Source organism: Bacillus sp. S2(2024) (assembly GCF_050474045.1).
Lineage (GTDB): Bacteria > Bacillota > Bacilli > Bacillales > Bacillaceae_G > Bacillus_A > Bacillus_A yunxiaonensis.
Genome location: NZ_JBFLUS010000003.1, coordinates 973,290 through 987,562 on the forward strand (window position 1 = coordinate 973,290; position 14,273 = coordinate 987,562).

Sequence of the window (14,273 nt, forward strand, 5' to 3'; positions counted from 1 at the left end):
CCGATTGGTTCAACTAACCATTAGTGGGGGATGAAGCCCCCACTGATGGAAGTTTCACTTTATCCCGCTATTTGCGAGCGGTAAGCCCTTCACTGATGATTAGTTGTATCATATTTCTTACTTAATGAACAATAGTATAGAATTTTCAATGTATCTCAAGTTTGAAATTAAAATGTATGAATTTTAAAATATATGTAGGTGAATTCTGCTGTTCAATAAAGGGGATTTGCAAAAGATATGGAATAATAGTACGAGAATGCTTTTTAGAAGAGAAAGGGGCTATTTACATGGCATTTGAAAGTTATGAGTACAAACGTCCAAATATGGATGAAGTGAAAGAAAGATTTACAGAAGCTTTGCAGCAGTTCAAGAGTGTAAAAACAGTGGAAGAACAAAAGAAAGTAATTGCACATATTAATGCAATTCGCAATGATTTCAGCACTATGTATAACGTATGTTATATTCGTCACAGTATAGATACGACAGATGAATTCTATAAAGAAGAACAAGATTTCTTTGATGAATATTCTCCAATTGTGAAAGGGTATGTAACAAAGTATTATGAGGCATTAACACAGTCCCCATTTCGAAAACAATTAGAAGAATATTATGGTACACAGCTCTTTGCACTTGCAGAGGCTGAAATGAAGACATATTCCGATGACGTGGTAGCAGATTTACAGTTAGAAAATAAATTATCTTCTCAATATACGCAGTTATTAGCGGCAGCTAAAATTTTATTTGAAGGAGAAGAGCGAACATTATCACAACTTGTCCCGTTTATGCAGCATACAAATCGTAATATGCGTAAACAAGCAAGTGAGGCATATTACGGTTTTTTAGCAGAGCATGAAGAAGAGTTAGATCATATTTATGATGAACTTGTAAAAGTAAGAACGACAATTGCGAAGAAACTTGGCTTTAACAATTTTGTAGAACTTGGTTATGCAAGAATGTATCGCACTGACTATAATGCAGAGATGGTTGCAAATTTCCGTAAGCAAGTTCTTGATTATATTGTTCCTGTTGCAACAGAGCTTAGACAAAGGCAAAAGGCACGCATTGGGGTAGAGAAGCTTGCGTATTATGATGAGAACTTTGAATACGCATCTGGTAACGCTGTACCAAAAGGTGATGCTGATTGGATTGTGAATCACGGCAAAACAATGTATAAAGAACTATCAGAAGAAACAAATGAATTTTTTAACTTTATGTTAGAAAATAATTTACTTGATCTTGTTGCAAAAAAAGGAAAAGCTGGCGGAGGCTATTGTACATATATTGAAAACTATAAAGCACCTTTTATTTTCTCAAATTTTAATGGAACGTCTGGTGATATTGATGTGTTAACGCACGAAGCAGGACATGCTTTCCAAGTATATGAAAGCCGCCAGTATGAAATTCCAGAATATAATTGGCCGACGTATGAGGCATGTGAAATTCATTCTATGAGCATGGAGTTTTTCACATGGCCGTGGATGAAATTATTCTTTGAAGAAGATACAGAGAAATATTACTTCTCACACTTAAGTTCGGCTTTACTATTTTTACCATATGGTGTATCTGTTGATGAATTCCAGCATTTTGTATATGAACATCCAGACGCATCACCAGCTGAGCGTAAAGCAGCTTGGCGTGAGATTGAAAGAAAGTACTTACCGCACCGTGATTATGAAGAAAATGATTATTTAGAGCGCGGAGGCTTTTGGCAACGTCAGGCGCATATTTATAATTCACCATTTTATTATATTGATTATACGTTAGCACAAATTTGTGCACTTCAATTTTGGAAACGCTCTAGAGAGAATCGTCAAGAAGCATGGGAAGATTATGTTCACCTTTGTCGTCAAGGCGGAAGTAAATCATTTTTACGATTAGTTGAAACGGCAAATTTAATCTCTCCGTTTGCTGATGGATGTGTGAAGAGTGTCATCGATGAAATTCATGCATGGTTAGATGAAGTAGATGACACAAAATTGTAAAAAATATACACTGTTTTTTATGAATTTACAATCGACACATGTTTGGAAAAATGAGATAATAAAAGAAAATTTAGAATAATTTAAAAAGAGGTGTTTCTTTGAAGAAGCGCCACTTTTTAACCAAATAGGGGGGAGAAATATGGCGCAATCTTATGCAAATATGAATATGGAGACGTTGTTACGAGGAATGTCGTCTACAAGACAGATGCTTTTATCAGAAATTGAAATGTTAACAGATACAGAAATTAACACGAAGCCACGCCGCGATAAATGGAGTATAATGCAAGTTTTACATCACCTTCATCTAGTTGAACAATCTGTTACATCCGCAATTGTATATGCACTTCATAAAAACGAAAGAAAAGTTGTTCCACTACAAGACCTTCAACTTACACTCGATCGAACAAGAAAGAGAGAAGCCCCTCAGCAAATGCAACCAACAGAAACGATAATGAAAAAAGCACAAATGATTCAATTGCTGCAAAGTTCAAGAGAAAAGCTCTTGCATGTTCTTCATAGCATTGTTAATGAAAAAGAATTATTTGAAAAATCGCTTAAACACCCTGTATTTGATGAGCTTAATTTATATCAATGGGTACAATTCTTAGATTTACATGAACAACGTCATCTTACACAGTTGAAAGAAGCGAAACATTCAATTTTGCAAAGATAAAGTGAAACTTCCATCAAGTGGAATGAGCTTCATTCTCCACTGATGGAAGTTTTTTAGGATGGCAGGTGACATGCACCACTGTTATTTCAATTTCCATGAGTTGTGTATCGTTTCATGTATGTATATTCCTACTTTATATGTCGGAACATATATAAGGACATCTTAAAAGGAGTTGAAATAATGGGAAATAAAAAACGGGAGCAAGAACGACAATGGAAAGCGCGAAAAGAACATCAGCAGCCACATGGGAAAGTGAAAACTTTTGCGGAACTTGTGGATGAAACGAAAAAAACGTGATGCAGTTGCATCACGTTTTTTCTATTAAAGGAAATGTAAGAAGGAAAGATGTTCCAACATTTTTCTTACTAGATATTTTAATTTTTCCGTTCATTGCTTTTACGACACTAAACACAACCATCATTCCAAGACCTGTTCCCTTTTCTTTTGTAGAATAAAAAGGGGAACCGAGGCGTTTTATTTGTTCATTGTTCATACCAATTCCGGTATCTTGAATATGTAATTGGATGTGTTTATGAGCGGGTGTTAAGGTAAATGTAAGGTCTCCGCCGTTTGGCATCGCTTCAATGCAATTTTTTACAATGTTTAAAAGACATTGATTAAGCTTGTGTTTTTCTCCCGTTATATAAAATATTTTACTTTGTTTCGTATAATGAATACGAACGTTAGAAAGGTTCGCTAATGGTGTCATGAGCGTAAGAACATGAAGTAATTCTTCTTCTAACTGTAACGTTTGTATTTTTTCAATACTTGGTTTTGCAAATGTTAAATAGTCTGTTAATACATGGTTAGCTTGATCAATACCGTGTATAGCGATATCTAAGTACAACAGTTTGTCTTGTTCTGTGTAGTTTTTCGATTGTAGCAATTGAAGAAATCCTCTCGTTGATGTAAGAGGGTTTCGAATTTCATGTGAAATTGAAGCCGCCATCTCACCAATCAATTGAAATTTCTCGGCGTTCACAAGTTCTTTTGCAAGACGAACTTGCGATTGTAATACGTCCATTAAGTATAAAATTAAAATCGTTCCTATGATGGTGCATAATTCGTATGTAATGATATAAGGTAGATAGTTCTTCGGATTTGGAACTATAGATAGAAAATAAGGAATCCAAACTAGGCCATAAATCAGGCTGTAAAAAAAAGCTAAATACATTTTTGGTCGTATTTTTCCTCTTATATATGTTTTGTATGTTGTAATAAGAAAAATGTACAAAACGATAGATGCAATAAAAGAAGGGATGACACCGTTGCCGCCAATAAAAAAACGATATAGATTCATAACGCCAAAAATTGCACCACCTGCTACTGGGCCACCGGATAAAGTTCCGACAATTAGCACAATATGTCGGAAGTCGAATTGAAAGCCGAAATCAACTTTTGCAGCAAACGACATACAAACAATAGCGGTAATGCTGCAAGACAGGACAAATACAAGCGAATTGAGCTTCGGAGAGCGATTTCCTTTTTCACTCCAAAATAAATGATAAATTAGCATTGTAACTAGAATAAACAATATATTTAAGAAGAGGTACATAATAAAAAGCTTCAGCTTTAAAACCTCCTTGTAGTGAGAAGTGAAAGATGTGATATATAGAATTATCATACTATTAATATGAAGGAAAATAAAATAATATTTTTAGAAAAGATAGAAAAAACAGACGTTTTCCACTCTTACATCCGCTATGTTACAATGAAAGATGAAAATTGAAGAAGACAGTCCATGCGTAGCGTGGGAGAGGTTCGCGAACTCCCTCTATAAAAAACTAAGGAGAGAACAATATTCTTTAGATATTGTTTTGTTTTTTTAGTATGACAGTTCAAGAACGCTCTTTCTTCTTGTAATCGAAAAAAGAGGAGAATGAGTGAAATGAAAAAGGAAAAAGCAGTTGTTGTTTTTAGTGGCGGTCAAGATAGTACAACATGTTTATTTTGGGCGCTTGAACAGTTTGAAGAAGTAGAAACAGTGACATTTAATTATAATCAACGTCATAAGCTCGAAATTGACTGTGCAGCAGAAATCGCAAAAGAGTTAGGTGTGAAACATACTGTACTTGATATGAGCCTGTTAAATCAGCTTGCTCCTAATGCGTTAACGCGTACAGATATGGAAATAACACATGAAGATGGCGAGTTGCCGTCGACATTTGTGGATGGACGTAATTTATTGTTTTTATCGTTTGCGGCTGTGTTAGCTAAACAAGTAGGGGCACGCCATATCGTAACAGGTGTGTGTGAAACAGACTTTAGCGGGTATCCAGATTGCCGTGATGTGTTTGTGAAATCGTTAAACGTTACATTAAATTTATCGATGGATTATCCATTCGTTATTCATACACCACTTATGTGGATTGATAAAGCGGAAACGTGGAAATTAGCAGACGAACTTGGGGCATTTGAATTTGTCCGTGAAAAAACGTTAACTTGTTATAACGGGATTATTGGTGATGGTTGCGGTGAATGTCCAGCGTGTCAGCTTCGTAAAGCAGGACTTGATAAATATGTACAAGAGCGTGAAGGAGCGAAAGCATAATGACACAAAACTTCTTTGGATTTCGCATTGTTGAAAATTTACAAAAAATAGGTCAAGACATTGAGTGTAAGCAACTGAAGTATCATAATAAGCGTGTTATGGTTAGTAAAGAATTTACGTTTGATGCTGCACATCATCTACACTGTTATGAAGGGAAATGTAAAAACCTTCATGGACATACGTATAAAGTAATTTTCGGAATTAGTGGTTATGTCAATGAAATTGGCCTAGCGATTGATTTTGGTGATATAAAAGAAATTTGGAAAAATGAAATTGAAATATATTTAGATCATCGTTACTTAAATGAAACACTTCCAGCAATGAATACAACTGCTGAAAATATGGTTGTATGGATTTTCGAGAAAATGGAAGAGGCACTAACAAAAGGTGATCGACAAAATGAATATAAAGGAGCGCGTGTTGAGTTTGTGCGCTTATTTGAAACACCAACAAGTTATGCAGAAGTAAGACGGGAGTGGATGATGGGTGAGTAACATTCCTGTATTAGAGATTTTTGGGCCGACAATTCAAGGAGAAGGAATGGTTGTTGGACAAAAAACAATGTTTGTTCGCACAGCAGGTTGCGATTATAGCTGTGCATGGTGTGATTCTGCATTTACATGGGACGGTTCTGCGAAAGAGCAAATTCGTCAAATGTCGCCAGAAGAAATTTTTTCTGAACTTGTGCAAATTGGTGGTGAAAATTTCTCACATGTAACGATTTCAGGTGGGAATCCAGCGTTGTTGAAACATTTAGGAGAATTGATTTCTTTATTAAAAAAGAAAGGGATTCGTACAGCAATTGAAACGCAAGGAAGTAAATGGAAAGATTGGTTACTTCATATAGATGAGGTGACAATCTCACCAAAGCCACCGAGTTCAAAGATGACAACGGATTTTGTTATGTTGGATTCAATCATCGATAAGCTAGAAGGAAAGGAATTTAGTTTAAAAGTGGTTGTATTTGACGATCGAGATTTTGCATACGCAAAAGAGGTGCATGAACGTTATCCGCACGTTCCGTTCTTCTTACAAGTTGGAAATGATGATACACAGACAACAGACGATACATCGTTAATTCAACGTCTACTTACAAAATATGAATGGCTCATTGACAAAGCAATGCAATGTAAGGAAATGAATGATGCGAAAGTATTACCGCAACTTCACGCTTTAGTATGGGGCAATAAACGCGGTGTATAAGTACTGTATGAATGAAGGGAGATTTTAAGATGACTGGAAGAAAAGATGAAGATTTGAAAGATGTAACATTACTAGGAAATCAAAATACAAAATATTTATTTGAATATAGCCCGGAAATTTTAGAGACGTTTGATAATAATCATCCAAATCGTGATTATTTTGTAAAATTTAATTGTCCGGAGTTTACAAGCTTATGCCCGAAAACAGGACAACCAGATTTTGCGACAATCTACATTAGCTACATTCCAGAGCAAAAAATGGTAGAGAGTAAATCGTTAAAGTTATATTTATTCAGTTTCCGTAATCATGGAGATTTTCACGAAGATTGCATGAATGTAATTATGAATGACTTAATCAAACTAATGGATCCACGCTACATCGAAGTATGGGGTAAATTTACACCACGTGGTGGTATTTCTATTGATCCATATTGTAACTATGGACGCCCTGGCACGAAATATGAAAAAATGGCTGAATATCGTTTAATGAATCATGATTTATATCCAGAAACAGTAGATAATCGCTAAAGGAAAAAGAGGCAGCTTTGTAGGCTGTCTCTTCTTTTCTAGTATTTTATACATGTTGTGTAATAATTATATAGTTTTTATGATTGACAACAGTAAGCGGTTCCATATCTAAATCTCTAAAATTATCCATAATTGTTATATCTACAATAACAGAGTTTTTATTTACTTTTTGAACGCGCCCTTGTAAACCGTCTTTGAATTCAATGATATCTCCAGCTTCCGCGATTTTCATAAGCAACTCTCCTTGTTACATTTTTACGAAAAAGAGAACAAGATTCGTTCTTTTTGTATTTTTCTTTATTTTGAACGATATTTCATCTTTTGTAAATGTTTCCATGCTATTTTTTTGAAAAAAATACTAATTTTTCACAAGAATTTCATAGTAAGAAACTTATATTCATATTTGTAACATGAATGTAAGGAACTCATATTTATAATTGTAAGATGAATATATGGGAGTATAATGAAACGGGGGCGATAAAATGGAACTTGAGATTGTGGGGAGCTTGATAGCTATTATTTTATTTCTGTTTGCATATACGAAATTAAAAATGATTCGAGAACATGAAACATACATATACTATGAGGGAGTTGATGGTGTATCTTCTTTTTCTAGCCATGAAGATGGGAGTACTGAATGAGACATACATGGATTTGTAATAATATAATGTGAAACATGTTGAACGGAGAGTGAGAAAGATGCAAATTTCTTTCATAAATCATGGACGCTCTAGTGTTCACAAAAAAGCGATGACAGTACGAGAATTTCAAGAATGGCTGCAAAGATATGAGAATGAAGATATTATGAAAGACATAGACATTCCAAGTAAAACGCTCGAAGTCATTGAAGCTTCCAAGTTTATAGTGGCAAGTGATCAAAAAAGAGCTGTTCAATCAGCAACAATGTTGACTAATAATATTATTTTTATACAGAATCCACTTTTTCGTGAAGCTGCTGTTCCTTCCATTTTACCTGTGCCAAAATGGATAAAGTGTAAACCGAAAGTATGGATGTCTTTAGGGCGCGCATTTTGGATGATCGGTTATTCGAAGGATGTTGAATCATACTCAGAAGTACAAGAAAGAGCGAAGCAAGCAGCGGATGTATTAGTTGGATATGCAAACGTATATCAGCGAGTTGCCCTGATTGGACATAGTTATTTTAATACGATGATTGGTAAGGAGCTGCGTACTCGAGGATGGCATGGACCGCTGCTGTTTCAGACGAAACCGTGGGGGTGTACAATTTATACTTTTCGCGAAGTAATGGAAGGAAATATATTTGTAACGTATACATAAAATAAAATAGATGTAATGCTTCGTGTATAATAGAAAGGCACAATCATTATTTCATGATTGTGCCTTTCTATTATACACACTTAACTAAATGAGCATATGGTTCGCCTACAAGCATAATTGTATTATCTTGTTTATAACCAAGCTTTTTATAGAGAGAAAATGCAGGCTTATTTTCTAGATTTACTAACAATGAAACTTTTTCATGCCCTTTTTCTTTGGCGTGTGTTTCAGCAGTAAGAATTAAATTTGAACCGATACCTTGTCCGCCATATGCAGATGAAACAGACAAGGTATCGATATAATATTCATCTTCTTCGGCTTCTTTTTCTAATATAATAGAAGAATCTTGTTTCATTTTTCGTAATCGTTTTACAATTGGAGCATCTAGCTTTGTTGCTTCACTTCCATGGTAGGTTATAATAACACCAACTGCATCTCCATCACGCTCTGCAACGAAACAATTTTCATAGCTGAGTCGGTTTTGTTTTTTTGTAAACCAATACTCTAAACCTTCTAGAACTTCGGTTTCATTTGTACCACCTGTTAATTTTTCAGCAACTTCATGCAGTGCGTTGTACAATAAAGGAGATATTGCTTTAGTATCTGTTTGTTTTGCTTTCCGAATCATGTTATCCCTCCTGGTTGTCCATTTTATTGTATCATAAAATGGAACTTCTATCAGTGGTGGGGTTTTGCTGCACACGAATAGCGGGATAATTTGTTAACTGTATTAGAAAAGTGTATTGTCGATATTTGGGAAAAATCGTAAAATAAAAGTAATACAGAGAGGTGAACGGTATGGATAAACAACAAGTAAATGTGATTTTAGATCAACTTAAAAATAAAGAAATAGAAGAATATGTTGTAGCAAAAGAAGTGTTTTATGCATTTCGCCAAGTTTTAGTAGAACGGGAAGATTTTAAACATTTTCGAGGTAACGCACAGCACGGTGGGAAAATCATTTATACATATTTGGAAACACCGCGCTCGTAATTAAGAATTATCTATCAAAAAAGACGGCTTAAAATTGCTCGTTAAGAGTCGGATAAAGAGAAAGGAGAGGAGTTTGCATGGGAGAGTTTAAGCAAGGAATACTTCCGCATTGGGATTATTTTTGGAAAGATGAGGAAGGAAGGAAATTTGTTGGGATGGTTATGTTTCCTGAAAAACGAAAGCGAACGAAGGAGATTATTCAACAACTAAAAACAGCGTATGAACAAGAACAAAATGTGCTTGTAGTAGCTAAATTTCAAAATTCTATTCAAAAAGTTAAAGGTACAATTGCGTATTTCGATGAAGAATCACCTATTTTTACGATGCAATGTAAAGATGAAAATTTCTATCATATATTTGTGAAGGACATTGTGCGCGTGGAAAATAGTTAATAGGAGTTGTCTTTTGCGCGTGCTTATGTCTAGGATACGCTGTGCATTTTTCTCCTTTTCGTTGTAAAGGAAACAGCAATATTTTTAATAGTGTACCGAAAAAAGGATAGATTGTGAGTTTTTTAGTAACGAATATTGAAAAGAAAATCTCTTATTTGAATGTAGCTGTTTTTTAAGTAAGAGGGGTATAATATAGAAAATGTGTAACCGGTTTCGAACAGTTTCTAGTAAGGAAACTGTTCGTTTTTTTTTGACAAACGAAAAATAGATTTCGTAGGTATATTTCTTTTTTTGACAATTTTATAATGTTAACTTTTTTGAAAACATGGGTAAATCCGTTGACAACTTTTTTGAAATACACTTTATTGACATGCGTTTTAGAATGTTGTTTCATATTCTTTGTATTGTAAAAAGATCGGCTTTTTCTGTCGAAAAAATAAATTTTTAAAAAGAAAGAAATTATACATATATCTTGTGTCCTTTTTTAAAAAGTAATACAATATATAGAGAAATCATCGAGAACGAACATGATGTGAAAAGATGTAAGAGGAGGGTCGGAGATGTTAGTTGCATATGATTCTATGACAGGAAATGTGAAGCGTTTCATCCATAAATTAAATATGCCGGCCGTTCAAATTAATGAAAATCTCGTATTAGACGAAGAATTTATCCTTATTACGTACACAACAGGTTTTGGAAATGTGCCAGAACGTGTTTTAAAATTTTTAGAACGTAATCACGAACGCTTAAAGGGAGTATCTGCAAGCGGAAATCGCAATTGGGGAGATATGTTTGGGGCAAGTGCAGACAAGATTGCAACGAGATATGAAGTGCCGATTGTATCGAAATTTGAGTTATCTGGAACAAATAAAGATGTAGAATTTTTTAAAGAGAGGGTGCTGGAGATTGCGACACATTGAATTAAATAATGAGATCACGCAAATGCAGGACGGATTCTATCAGCTGCACAAAGATAAAGAGGCACTAGCAGTCTTTATGGAAGAGGCGCAAGAGAATACCGTTCATTTTGATAGCGTGGCAGAACGCATCAAGTATATGTTGGAGAACGATTACTACTATGATGTGTTAAGTGAGTATAAGATGGGCGAGATAGAAGCTGTATACGAAATCACATACGGCGAAAAGTTTGAGTTTCAATCTTATATGGCAGCATCTAAGTTTTATAAAGATTACGCGTTAAAAACGAATGATCAAAAACAATACTTAGAAAGTTATCCTGATCGCGTGGCAATTGTATCGTTATACTTAGGACGAGGAAATGTTGAGAAGGCGAAACAATTCGCAAGTATGATTGTAAAACAAAACTATCAACCAGCGACACCAACCTTTTTAAATGCGGGAAGAAGCAGAAGAGGAGAAATGGTGTCTTGTTTCTTGTTAGAGATGGATGATAGTTTAAACTCGATTGGATTTAACATTAATACGGCGATGCAGTTATCAAAAATCGGCGGCGGTGTAGCGCTTAACTTGAGCAAGCTGCGCGCGCGCGGTGAACAAATTAAAGGCATCGAGAACGCGGCAAGCGGTGTAGTGCCGGTTATGAAATTACTTGAAGATTCGTTTTCGTATGCGAATCAGTTGGGCCAACGAAAAGGTGCTGGAGCAGTATACTTAAATATTTTCCATTGGGATATTATTGAGTTCCTCGATACAAAAAAAATAAATGCCGACGAGAAGAGCCGTATTCAATCTCTTTCAATCGGAATTATCGTTCCAAGCAAGTTCTTTGAGCTTGCGGAGAAAAACGAACCATTTCATGTTTTCGCACCTTATACAGTGTATAAAGAGTACGGAAAACATTTAGATGATATCGATATTGATGAAATGTATGATGAACTGATGAGTAATCCGAATATCAAAAAGAAACCACTTGATATTAGCGCACGTGATATGCTTATTAAAATCGCAATGATTCAGCTTGAGTCTGGTTATCCATACTTAATGTTTAAATCAAATGCGAATCAGCAGCATCCGTTAAAGGATATTGGAACTGTGAAGATGTCTAACTTGTGTTAACTATGTAGCACCTTCTAGTAGAAATACTAGTCGAAAACTCCGTTAAACGGGGAAAGCCTCAAAAATGAGGTAACCTACCGTGCTAAATTTTATCTTAGAATAAGTTAATTTATTCAGAGGGTATCTTATCATTTTGTATAAGTACAATTTAAAAAATACAGCATGAAATGATAAGAGACTTTCTGAAAGACTAAGGTAAATAAAAGCCTAACGACTATCCTATATGGGAGTAGAGCGCAAGTGATTGGCGTTCGAAAAGCGGAGCACCTAATCAGGTTATGCTGTAGGTGATGATATAGTCTGTCCTGTATGGTGACATACAGCAGTTGTGTAAGCAACGGGCTGAGAGTAGCGACCTCAGTTGAACATTAGAGACTGAGATCTTCCAGTTACAAGAAACATCAGAAATCAATGATTATGGTACAGATGACATTATCCGCCGTGATATTAACTGTAACTTAGGATCGTTAAACATCGTAAACGTGATGGAGAATAAAGAAATTCGTGAAGCGATCCATGCAGGTATGGAAGCTTTAACAGCTGTTTCTGATATGACAATTATTCCGAACGCACCGACTGTGAAAAAAGCAAATGATGAGCTTCATTCTGTTGGTCTTGGAGCGATGAACTTACACGGTTATTTAGCGAAAAATAAAATTGGTTATGAAAGCGCAGAAGCAAAAGAATTTGCTCGTACATTCTTTATGATGCTTAACTATTACTCCATCGAAAAGAGTATGGAGATTGCGAAAGAGAAGGGCGAAACATTTAAAGACTTCGATAAGTCGGATTATGCAAAAGGAACATACTTTGAGAAGTATGAAACAACAGATTACAGTCCAGTAACTGAGAAAGTACAACAGTTATTTGAAGGAATCCAAATTCCAACAAAAGAAGACTGGACAAACTTAAAAGAACAAGTGCAGAAGCATGGTTTATATAATTCATATCGCTTAGCTATTGCTCCGACACAATCGATTAGCTATGTTCAAAATGCAACTTCAAGTGTAATGCCAATCGTAAGTCAAATCGAGTCAAGAACATATGCAAATGCAACGACATATTATCCGATGCCGTATTTATCAAAAGATACGTTCTGGTATTATAAATCTTCTTACGATATGAATCAGTTTAAATTGATTGATTTAATTGCAGAAATTCAAGAGCATATTGACCAAGGGATTAGTACAATTCTTTATGTAAATAGCGATATTTCTACACGTGAATTAGCACGTTACTATATTTATGCTCATAAAAAAGGACTGAAGAGCCTGTATTACACAAGAACACGTAAGTTAAGCGTTGAAGAGTGTGTAGCTTGTACGGTATGATGAGTTGTTTTTGAAAGAGAAGAAACAAATTGTACAAGTAGTATTTACTATAAAGTATCATCATGAGCAGGGGCAGAAACACCCTGCTCATGCTTAGTTATTAAATTTGCGTTCTAACGCACGGTTAGATTTTCATTATGAAATGGAAATTTTACCGTACGTTAGGACAATGTAACAATATAAAGAAGGGGCGATTCAATGCGCGCGGTAAACTGGAACAAGAAAGAAGACGATTTTAGTTTAATGTTTTGGAAGCAAAACATCGCTCAGTTTTGGACAGAAGAGGAGATCGCTGTTTCTTCTGACAAAAATACATGGGTGCAGTTATCAAAGGAAGAACAACAAGCGTATAAGCGCGTACTAGGTGGTTTAACGCTCCTTGATACGAAGCAAGGCGGCGAGGGAATGCCTCTTATTCTTGTGCATCTTGAGAACTTACAAGCAAAAAGTGTATTAGCTTTCATGGGAGCAATGGAAGAAGTACATGCGAAGAGCTACAGTCACATTTTTACGACATTAGCAAGTGAAGAAGAAATTGATGAAATCTTTGAATGGGTAGATACGCATCCGTTACTTGTGAAAAAATCAAGTATCATTACAAATTACTACCGTCGTTTATTAAAACCTCAAGTAACAAAAAAAGAGCTATACATGGCAATGGTAGCAAGTGTGTTCTTAGAAAGTTATTTGTTCTATAGTGGATTTTTCTATCCGCTGTATTTAGCAGGGCAAGGAAAATTAACGGCGAGTGGTGAAATTATCAACTTGATAATCAGGGATGAGTCCATTCACGGTGTATTTGTTGGTATTTTAGCACAGCAAGTTTTTGCAGAGCTTTCTACTGAAGAACAACAAGAAGTACAAAAAGAAACGATGGATTTATTAGTGGAGCTGTACGAAGTTGAAACAGCATACACAGAAGAAATTTATACATCTATTGGTCTTGTGGAAGATGTGAACCGTTTTATTCGTTACAATGCGAATAAAGGGCTTATGAACTTAGGATTAGAACCACACTTTGAAGAAGAAGAAATTAACCCAATCGTATTAAACGGTTTACGTACAGATACGAAAAACCATGATTTCTTCTCTGTAAAAGGGAATGGTTATGTAAAAGCAACAAATGTTGAAAAATTATCAGATGATGATTTCGTATTTGATTTTTAATAGATAGGATTGAAAAAAGCTGTCTTTCATATAAAGGCAGCTTTTTTTGTGTGTAAATAGTTTACATAATGTTATTATTTCGTGATAAAGTGAAACTTCCATCAGTTATTCCCTACCT

At 35.2% G+C, this 14,273-nt stretch carries 17 protein-coding genes, 1 pseudogene and 1 riboswitch; of the genes and pseudogenes, 15 read left to right on the plus strand and 3 right to left on the minus strand.

The window, feature by feature from the left end:
* Positions 1-287: 287 nt before the first annotated feature.
* From AB1284_RS04925 to AB1284_RS04935, 3 genes are all read left to right on the plus strand, one after another.
* A complete protein-coding gene (locus AB1284_RS04925; protein ID WP_429751198.1) occupies positions 288-1,982 on the plus strand; it encodes a M3 family oligoendopeptidase in 1,695 nt (564 codons plus the stop codon).
* Positions 1,983-2,121: 139 nt separating this feature from the next.
* On the plus strand, positions 2,122-2,655 hold the full coding sequence (locus AB1284_RS04930; RefSeq protein ID WP_429751197.1) for a DinB family protein: 534 nt from the start codon (positions 2,122-2,124) through the stop codon (positions 2,653-2,655).
* Between the two features lie 180 nt (positions 2,656-2,835).
* Positions 2,836-2,952 carry a DUF6254 family protein gene (locus AB1284_RS04935; RefSeq protein ID WP_090915292.1) on the plus strand — a complete coding sequence of 39 codons (117 nt, stop codon included), beginning with the start codon at positions 2,836-2,838 and terminating at the stop codon, positions 2,950-2,952.
* Between the two features lie 10 nt (positions 2,953-2,962).
* Here the strand turns inward: AB1284_RS04935 and AB1284_RS04940 are convergent, their stop codons facing one another.
* Positions 2,963-4,171 (minus strand): ATP-binding protein, encoded by a 1,209-nt coding sequence (locus AB1284_RS04940; protein WP_429754349.1) that lies wholly within the window; start codon positions 4,169-4,171, stop codon positions 2,963-2,965.
* A gap of 234 nt (positions 4,172-4,405) precedes the next feature.
* Positions 4,406-4,449: riboswitch (PreQ1 riboswitch) on the plus strand.
* Between the two features lie 94 nt (positions 4,450-4,543).
* Here AB1284_RS04940 and queC point away from each other — a divergent pair.
* From queC to queF, 4 genes are read left to right on the plus strand one after another with little or no spacing between them, the layout of a single operon-like run.
* Entirely contained in the window at positions 4,544-5,206 is a 663-nt protein-coding gene (queC, locus tag AB1284_RS04945) for a 7-cyano-7-deazaguanine synthase QueC (RefSeq protein WP_020061893.1), read from the plus strand.
* A complete protein-coding gene (gene queD / locus AB1284_RS04950; protein ID WP_429751196.1) occupies positions 5,206-5,700 on the plus strand; it encodes a 6-carboxytetrahydropterin synthase QueD in 495 nt (164 codons plus the stop codon). Before queC ends, queD begins: the two co-directional genes overlap by 1 nt.
* Positions 5,693-6,409 (plus strand): 7-carboxy-7-deazaguanine synthase QueE, encoded by a 717-nt coding sequence (gene queE / locus AB1284_RS04955; RefSeq protein WP_429751195.1) that lies wholly within the window; start codon positions 5,693-5,695, stop codon positions 6,407-6,409. The genes queD and queE overlap by 8 nt, the downstream gene beginning before the upstream one ends.
* Positions 6,410-6,438: 29 nt before the next feature.
* Complete coding sequence (gene queF / locus AB1284_RS04960) at positions 6,439-6,936, plus strand: preQ(1) synthase (protein WP_035435424.1); 498 nt, start codon at positions 6,439-6,441, stop codon at positions 6,934-6,936.
* A 46-nt stretch (positions 6,937-6,982) separates the two neighbouring features.
* Here the strand turns inward: queF and AB1284_RS04965 are convergent, their stop codons facing one another.
* Positions 6,983-7,168: a YkvS family protein gene (locus AB1284_RS04965; RefSeq protein ID WP_429751194.1), complete on the minus strand. Its 186-nt coding sequence runs from the start codon at positions 7,166-7,168 to the stop codon at positions 6,983-6,985.
* A gap of 250 nt (positions 7,169-7,418) precedes the next feature.
* Between AB1284_RS04965 and AB1284_RS04970 the strand changes: the two genes are divergently transcribed.
* On the plus strand, positions 7,419-7,577 hold the full coding sequence (locus tag AB1284_RS04970) for a hypothetical protein (RefSeq protein WP_429751193.1): 159 nt from the start codon (positions 7,419-7,421) through the stop codon (positions 7,575-7,577).
* A 58-nt stretch (positions 7,578-7,635) separates the two neighbouring features.
* Positions 7,636-8,235 carry a histidine phosphatase family protein gene (locus tag AB1284_RS04975; RefSeq protein ID WP_429751192.1) on the plus strand — a complete coding sequence of 200 codons (600 nt, stop codon included), beginning with the start codon at positions 7,636-7,638 and terminating at the stop codon, positions 8,233-8,235.
* Between the two features lie 70 nt (positions 8,236-8,305).
* On the opposite strand, the gene AB1284_RS04980 is transcribed toward AB1284_RS04975, so the two are convergent.
* Positions 8,306-8,863 carry a GNAT family N-acetyltransferase gene (locus AB1284_RS04980; RefSeq protein ID WP_429751191.1) on the minus strand — a complete coding sequence of 186 codons (558 nt, stop codon included), beginning with the start codon at positions 8,861-8,863 and terminating at the stop codon, positions 8,306-8,308.
* Positions 8,864-9,033: 170 nt separating this feature from the next.
* On the opposite strand from AB1284_RS04980, the gene AB1284_RS04985 reads away from it, so the two are divergent.
* The 6 genes and pseudogenes from AB1284_RS04985 (at position 9,034) to nrdF (ending at position 14,155) form a co-directional block, all read left to right on the plus strand.
* Positions 9,034-9,228: an abortive phage infection protein gene (locus AB1284_RS04985; protein WP_429751190.1), complete on the plus strand. Its 195-nt coding sequence runs from the start codon at positions 9,034-9,036 to the stop codon at positions 9,226-9,228.
* A 77-nt stretch (positions 9,229-9,305) separates the two neighbouring features.
* On the plus strand, positions 9,306-9,620 hold the full coding sequence (locus tag AB1284_RS04990) for a hypothetical protein (protein WP_429751189.1): 315 nt from the start codon (positions 9,306-9,308) through the stop codon (positions 9,618-9,620).
* 560 nt (positions 9,621-10,180) lie between these two features.
* A complete protein-coding gene (gene nrdI / locus AB1284_RS04995; protein ID WP_336482646.1) occupies positions 10,181-10,540 on the plus strand; it encodes a class Ib ribonucleoside-diphosphate reductase assembly flavoprotein NrdI in 360 nt (119 codons plus the stop codon).
* Positions 10,527-11,654 (plus strand): annotated as a pseudogene (locus AB1284_RS05000) (ribonucleotide reductase N-terminal alpha domain-containing protein); the annotation flags it as partial. The gene nrdI and the pseudogene AB1284_RS05000, both read left to right, overlap by 14 nt.
* Before the next feature lie 383 nt (positions 11,655-12,037).
* Entirely contained in the window at positions 12,038-12,988 is a 951-nt protein-coding gene (locus AB1284_RS05005; RefSeq protein WP_429754348.1) for a ribonucleotide reductase, read from the plus strand.
* Between the two features lie 198 nt (positions 12,989-13,186).
* Positions 13,187-14,155: a class 1b ribonucleoside-diphosphate reductase subunit beta gene (nrdF, locus tag AB1284_RS05010; RefSeq protein ID WP_429751188.1), complete on the plus strand. Its 969-nt coding sequence runs from the start codon at positions 13,187-13,189 to the stop codon at positions 14,153-14,155.
* Positions 14,156-14,273 lie beyond the last annotated feature (118 nt).

Coding starts and splice junctions, on each gene's coding strand:
- AB1284_RS04930 (WP_429751197.1), top strand. CDS start 2,122: ATGGCGCAATCTTATGCAAATATGAATATGGAGACGTTGTTACGAGGA.
- queC (WP_020061893.1), top strand. CDS start 4,544: ATGAAAAAGGAAAAAGCAGTTGTTGTTTTTAGTGGCGGTCAAGATAGT.
- nrdI (WP_336482646.1), top strand. CDS start 10,181: ATGTTAGTTGCATATGATTCTATGACAGGAAATGTGAAGCGTTTCATC.
- AB1284_RS04975 (WP_429751192.1), top strand. CDS start 7,636: ATGCAAATTTCTTTCATAAATCATGGACGCTCTAGTGTTCACAAAAAA.
- queF (WP_035435424.1), top strand. CDS start 6,439: ATGACTGGAAGAAAAGATGAAGATTTGAAAGATGTAACATTACTAGGA.
- AB1284_RS04970 (WP_429751193.1), top strand. CDS start 7,419: ATGGAACTTGAGATTGTGGGGAGCTTGATAGCTATTATTTTATTTCTG.
- AB1284_RS04985 (WP_429751190.1), top strand. CDS start 9,034: ATGGATAAACAACAAGTAAATGTGATTTTAGATCAACTTAAAAATAAA.
- AB1284_RS04940 (WP_429754349.1), bottom strand. CDS start 4,171: ATGCTAATTTATCATTTATTTTGGAGTGAAAAAGGAAATCGCTCTCCG.
- AB1284_RS04965 (WP_429751194.1), bottom strand. CDS start 7,168: ATGAAAATCGCGGAAGCTGGAGATATCATTGAATTCAAAGACGGTTTA.
- nrdF (WP_429751188.1), top strand. CDS start 13,187: ATGCGCGCGGTAAACTGGAACAAGAAAGAAGACGATTTTAGTTTAATG.
- AB1284_RS04925 (WP_429751198.1), top strand. CDS start 288: ATGGCATTTGAAAGTTATGAGTACAAACGTCCAAATATGGATGAAGTG.
- queD (WP_429751196.1), top strand. CDS start 5,206: ATGACACAAAACTTCTTTGGATTTCGCATTGTTGAAAATTTACAAAAA.
- AB1284_RS04980 (WP_429751191.1), bottom strand. CDS start 8,863: ATGATTCGGAAAGCAAAACAAACAGATACTAAAGCAATATCTCCTTTA.
- AB1284_RS04990 (WP_429751189.1), top strand. CDS start 9,306: ATGGGAGAGTTTAAGCAAGGAATACTTCCGCATTGGGATTATTTTTGG.
- AB1284_RS04935 (WP_090915292.1), top strand. CDS start 2,836: ATGGGAAATAAAAAACGGGAGCAAGAACGACAATGGAAAGCGCGAAAA.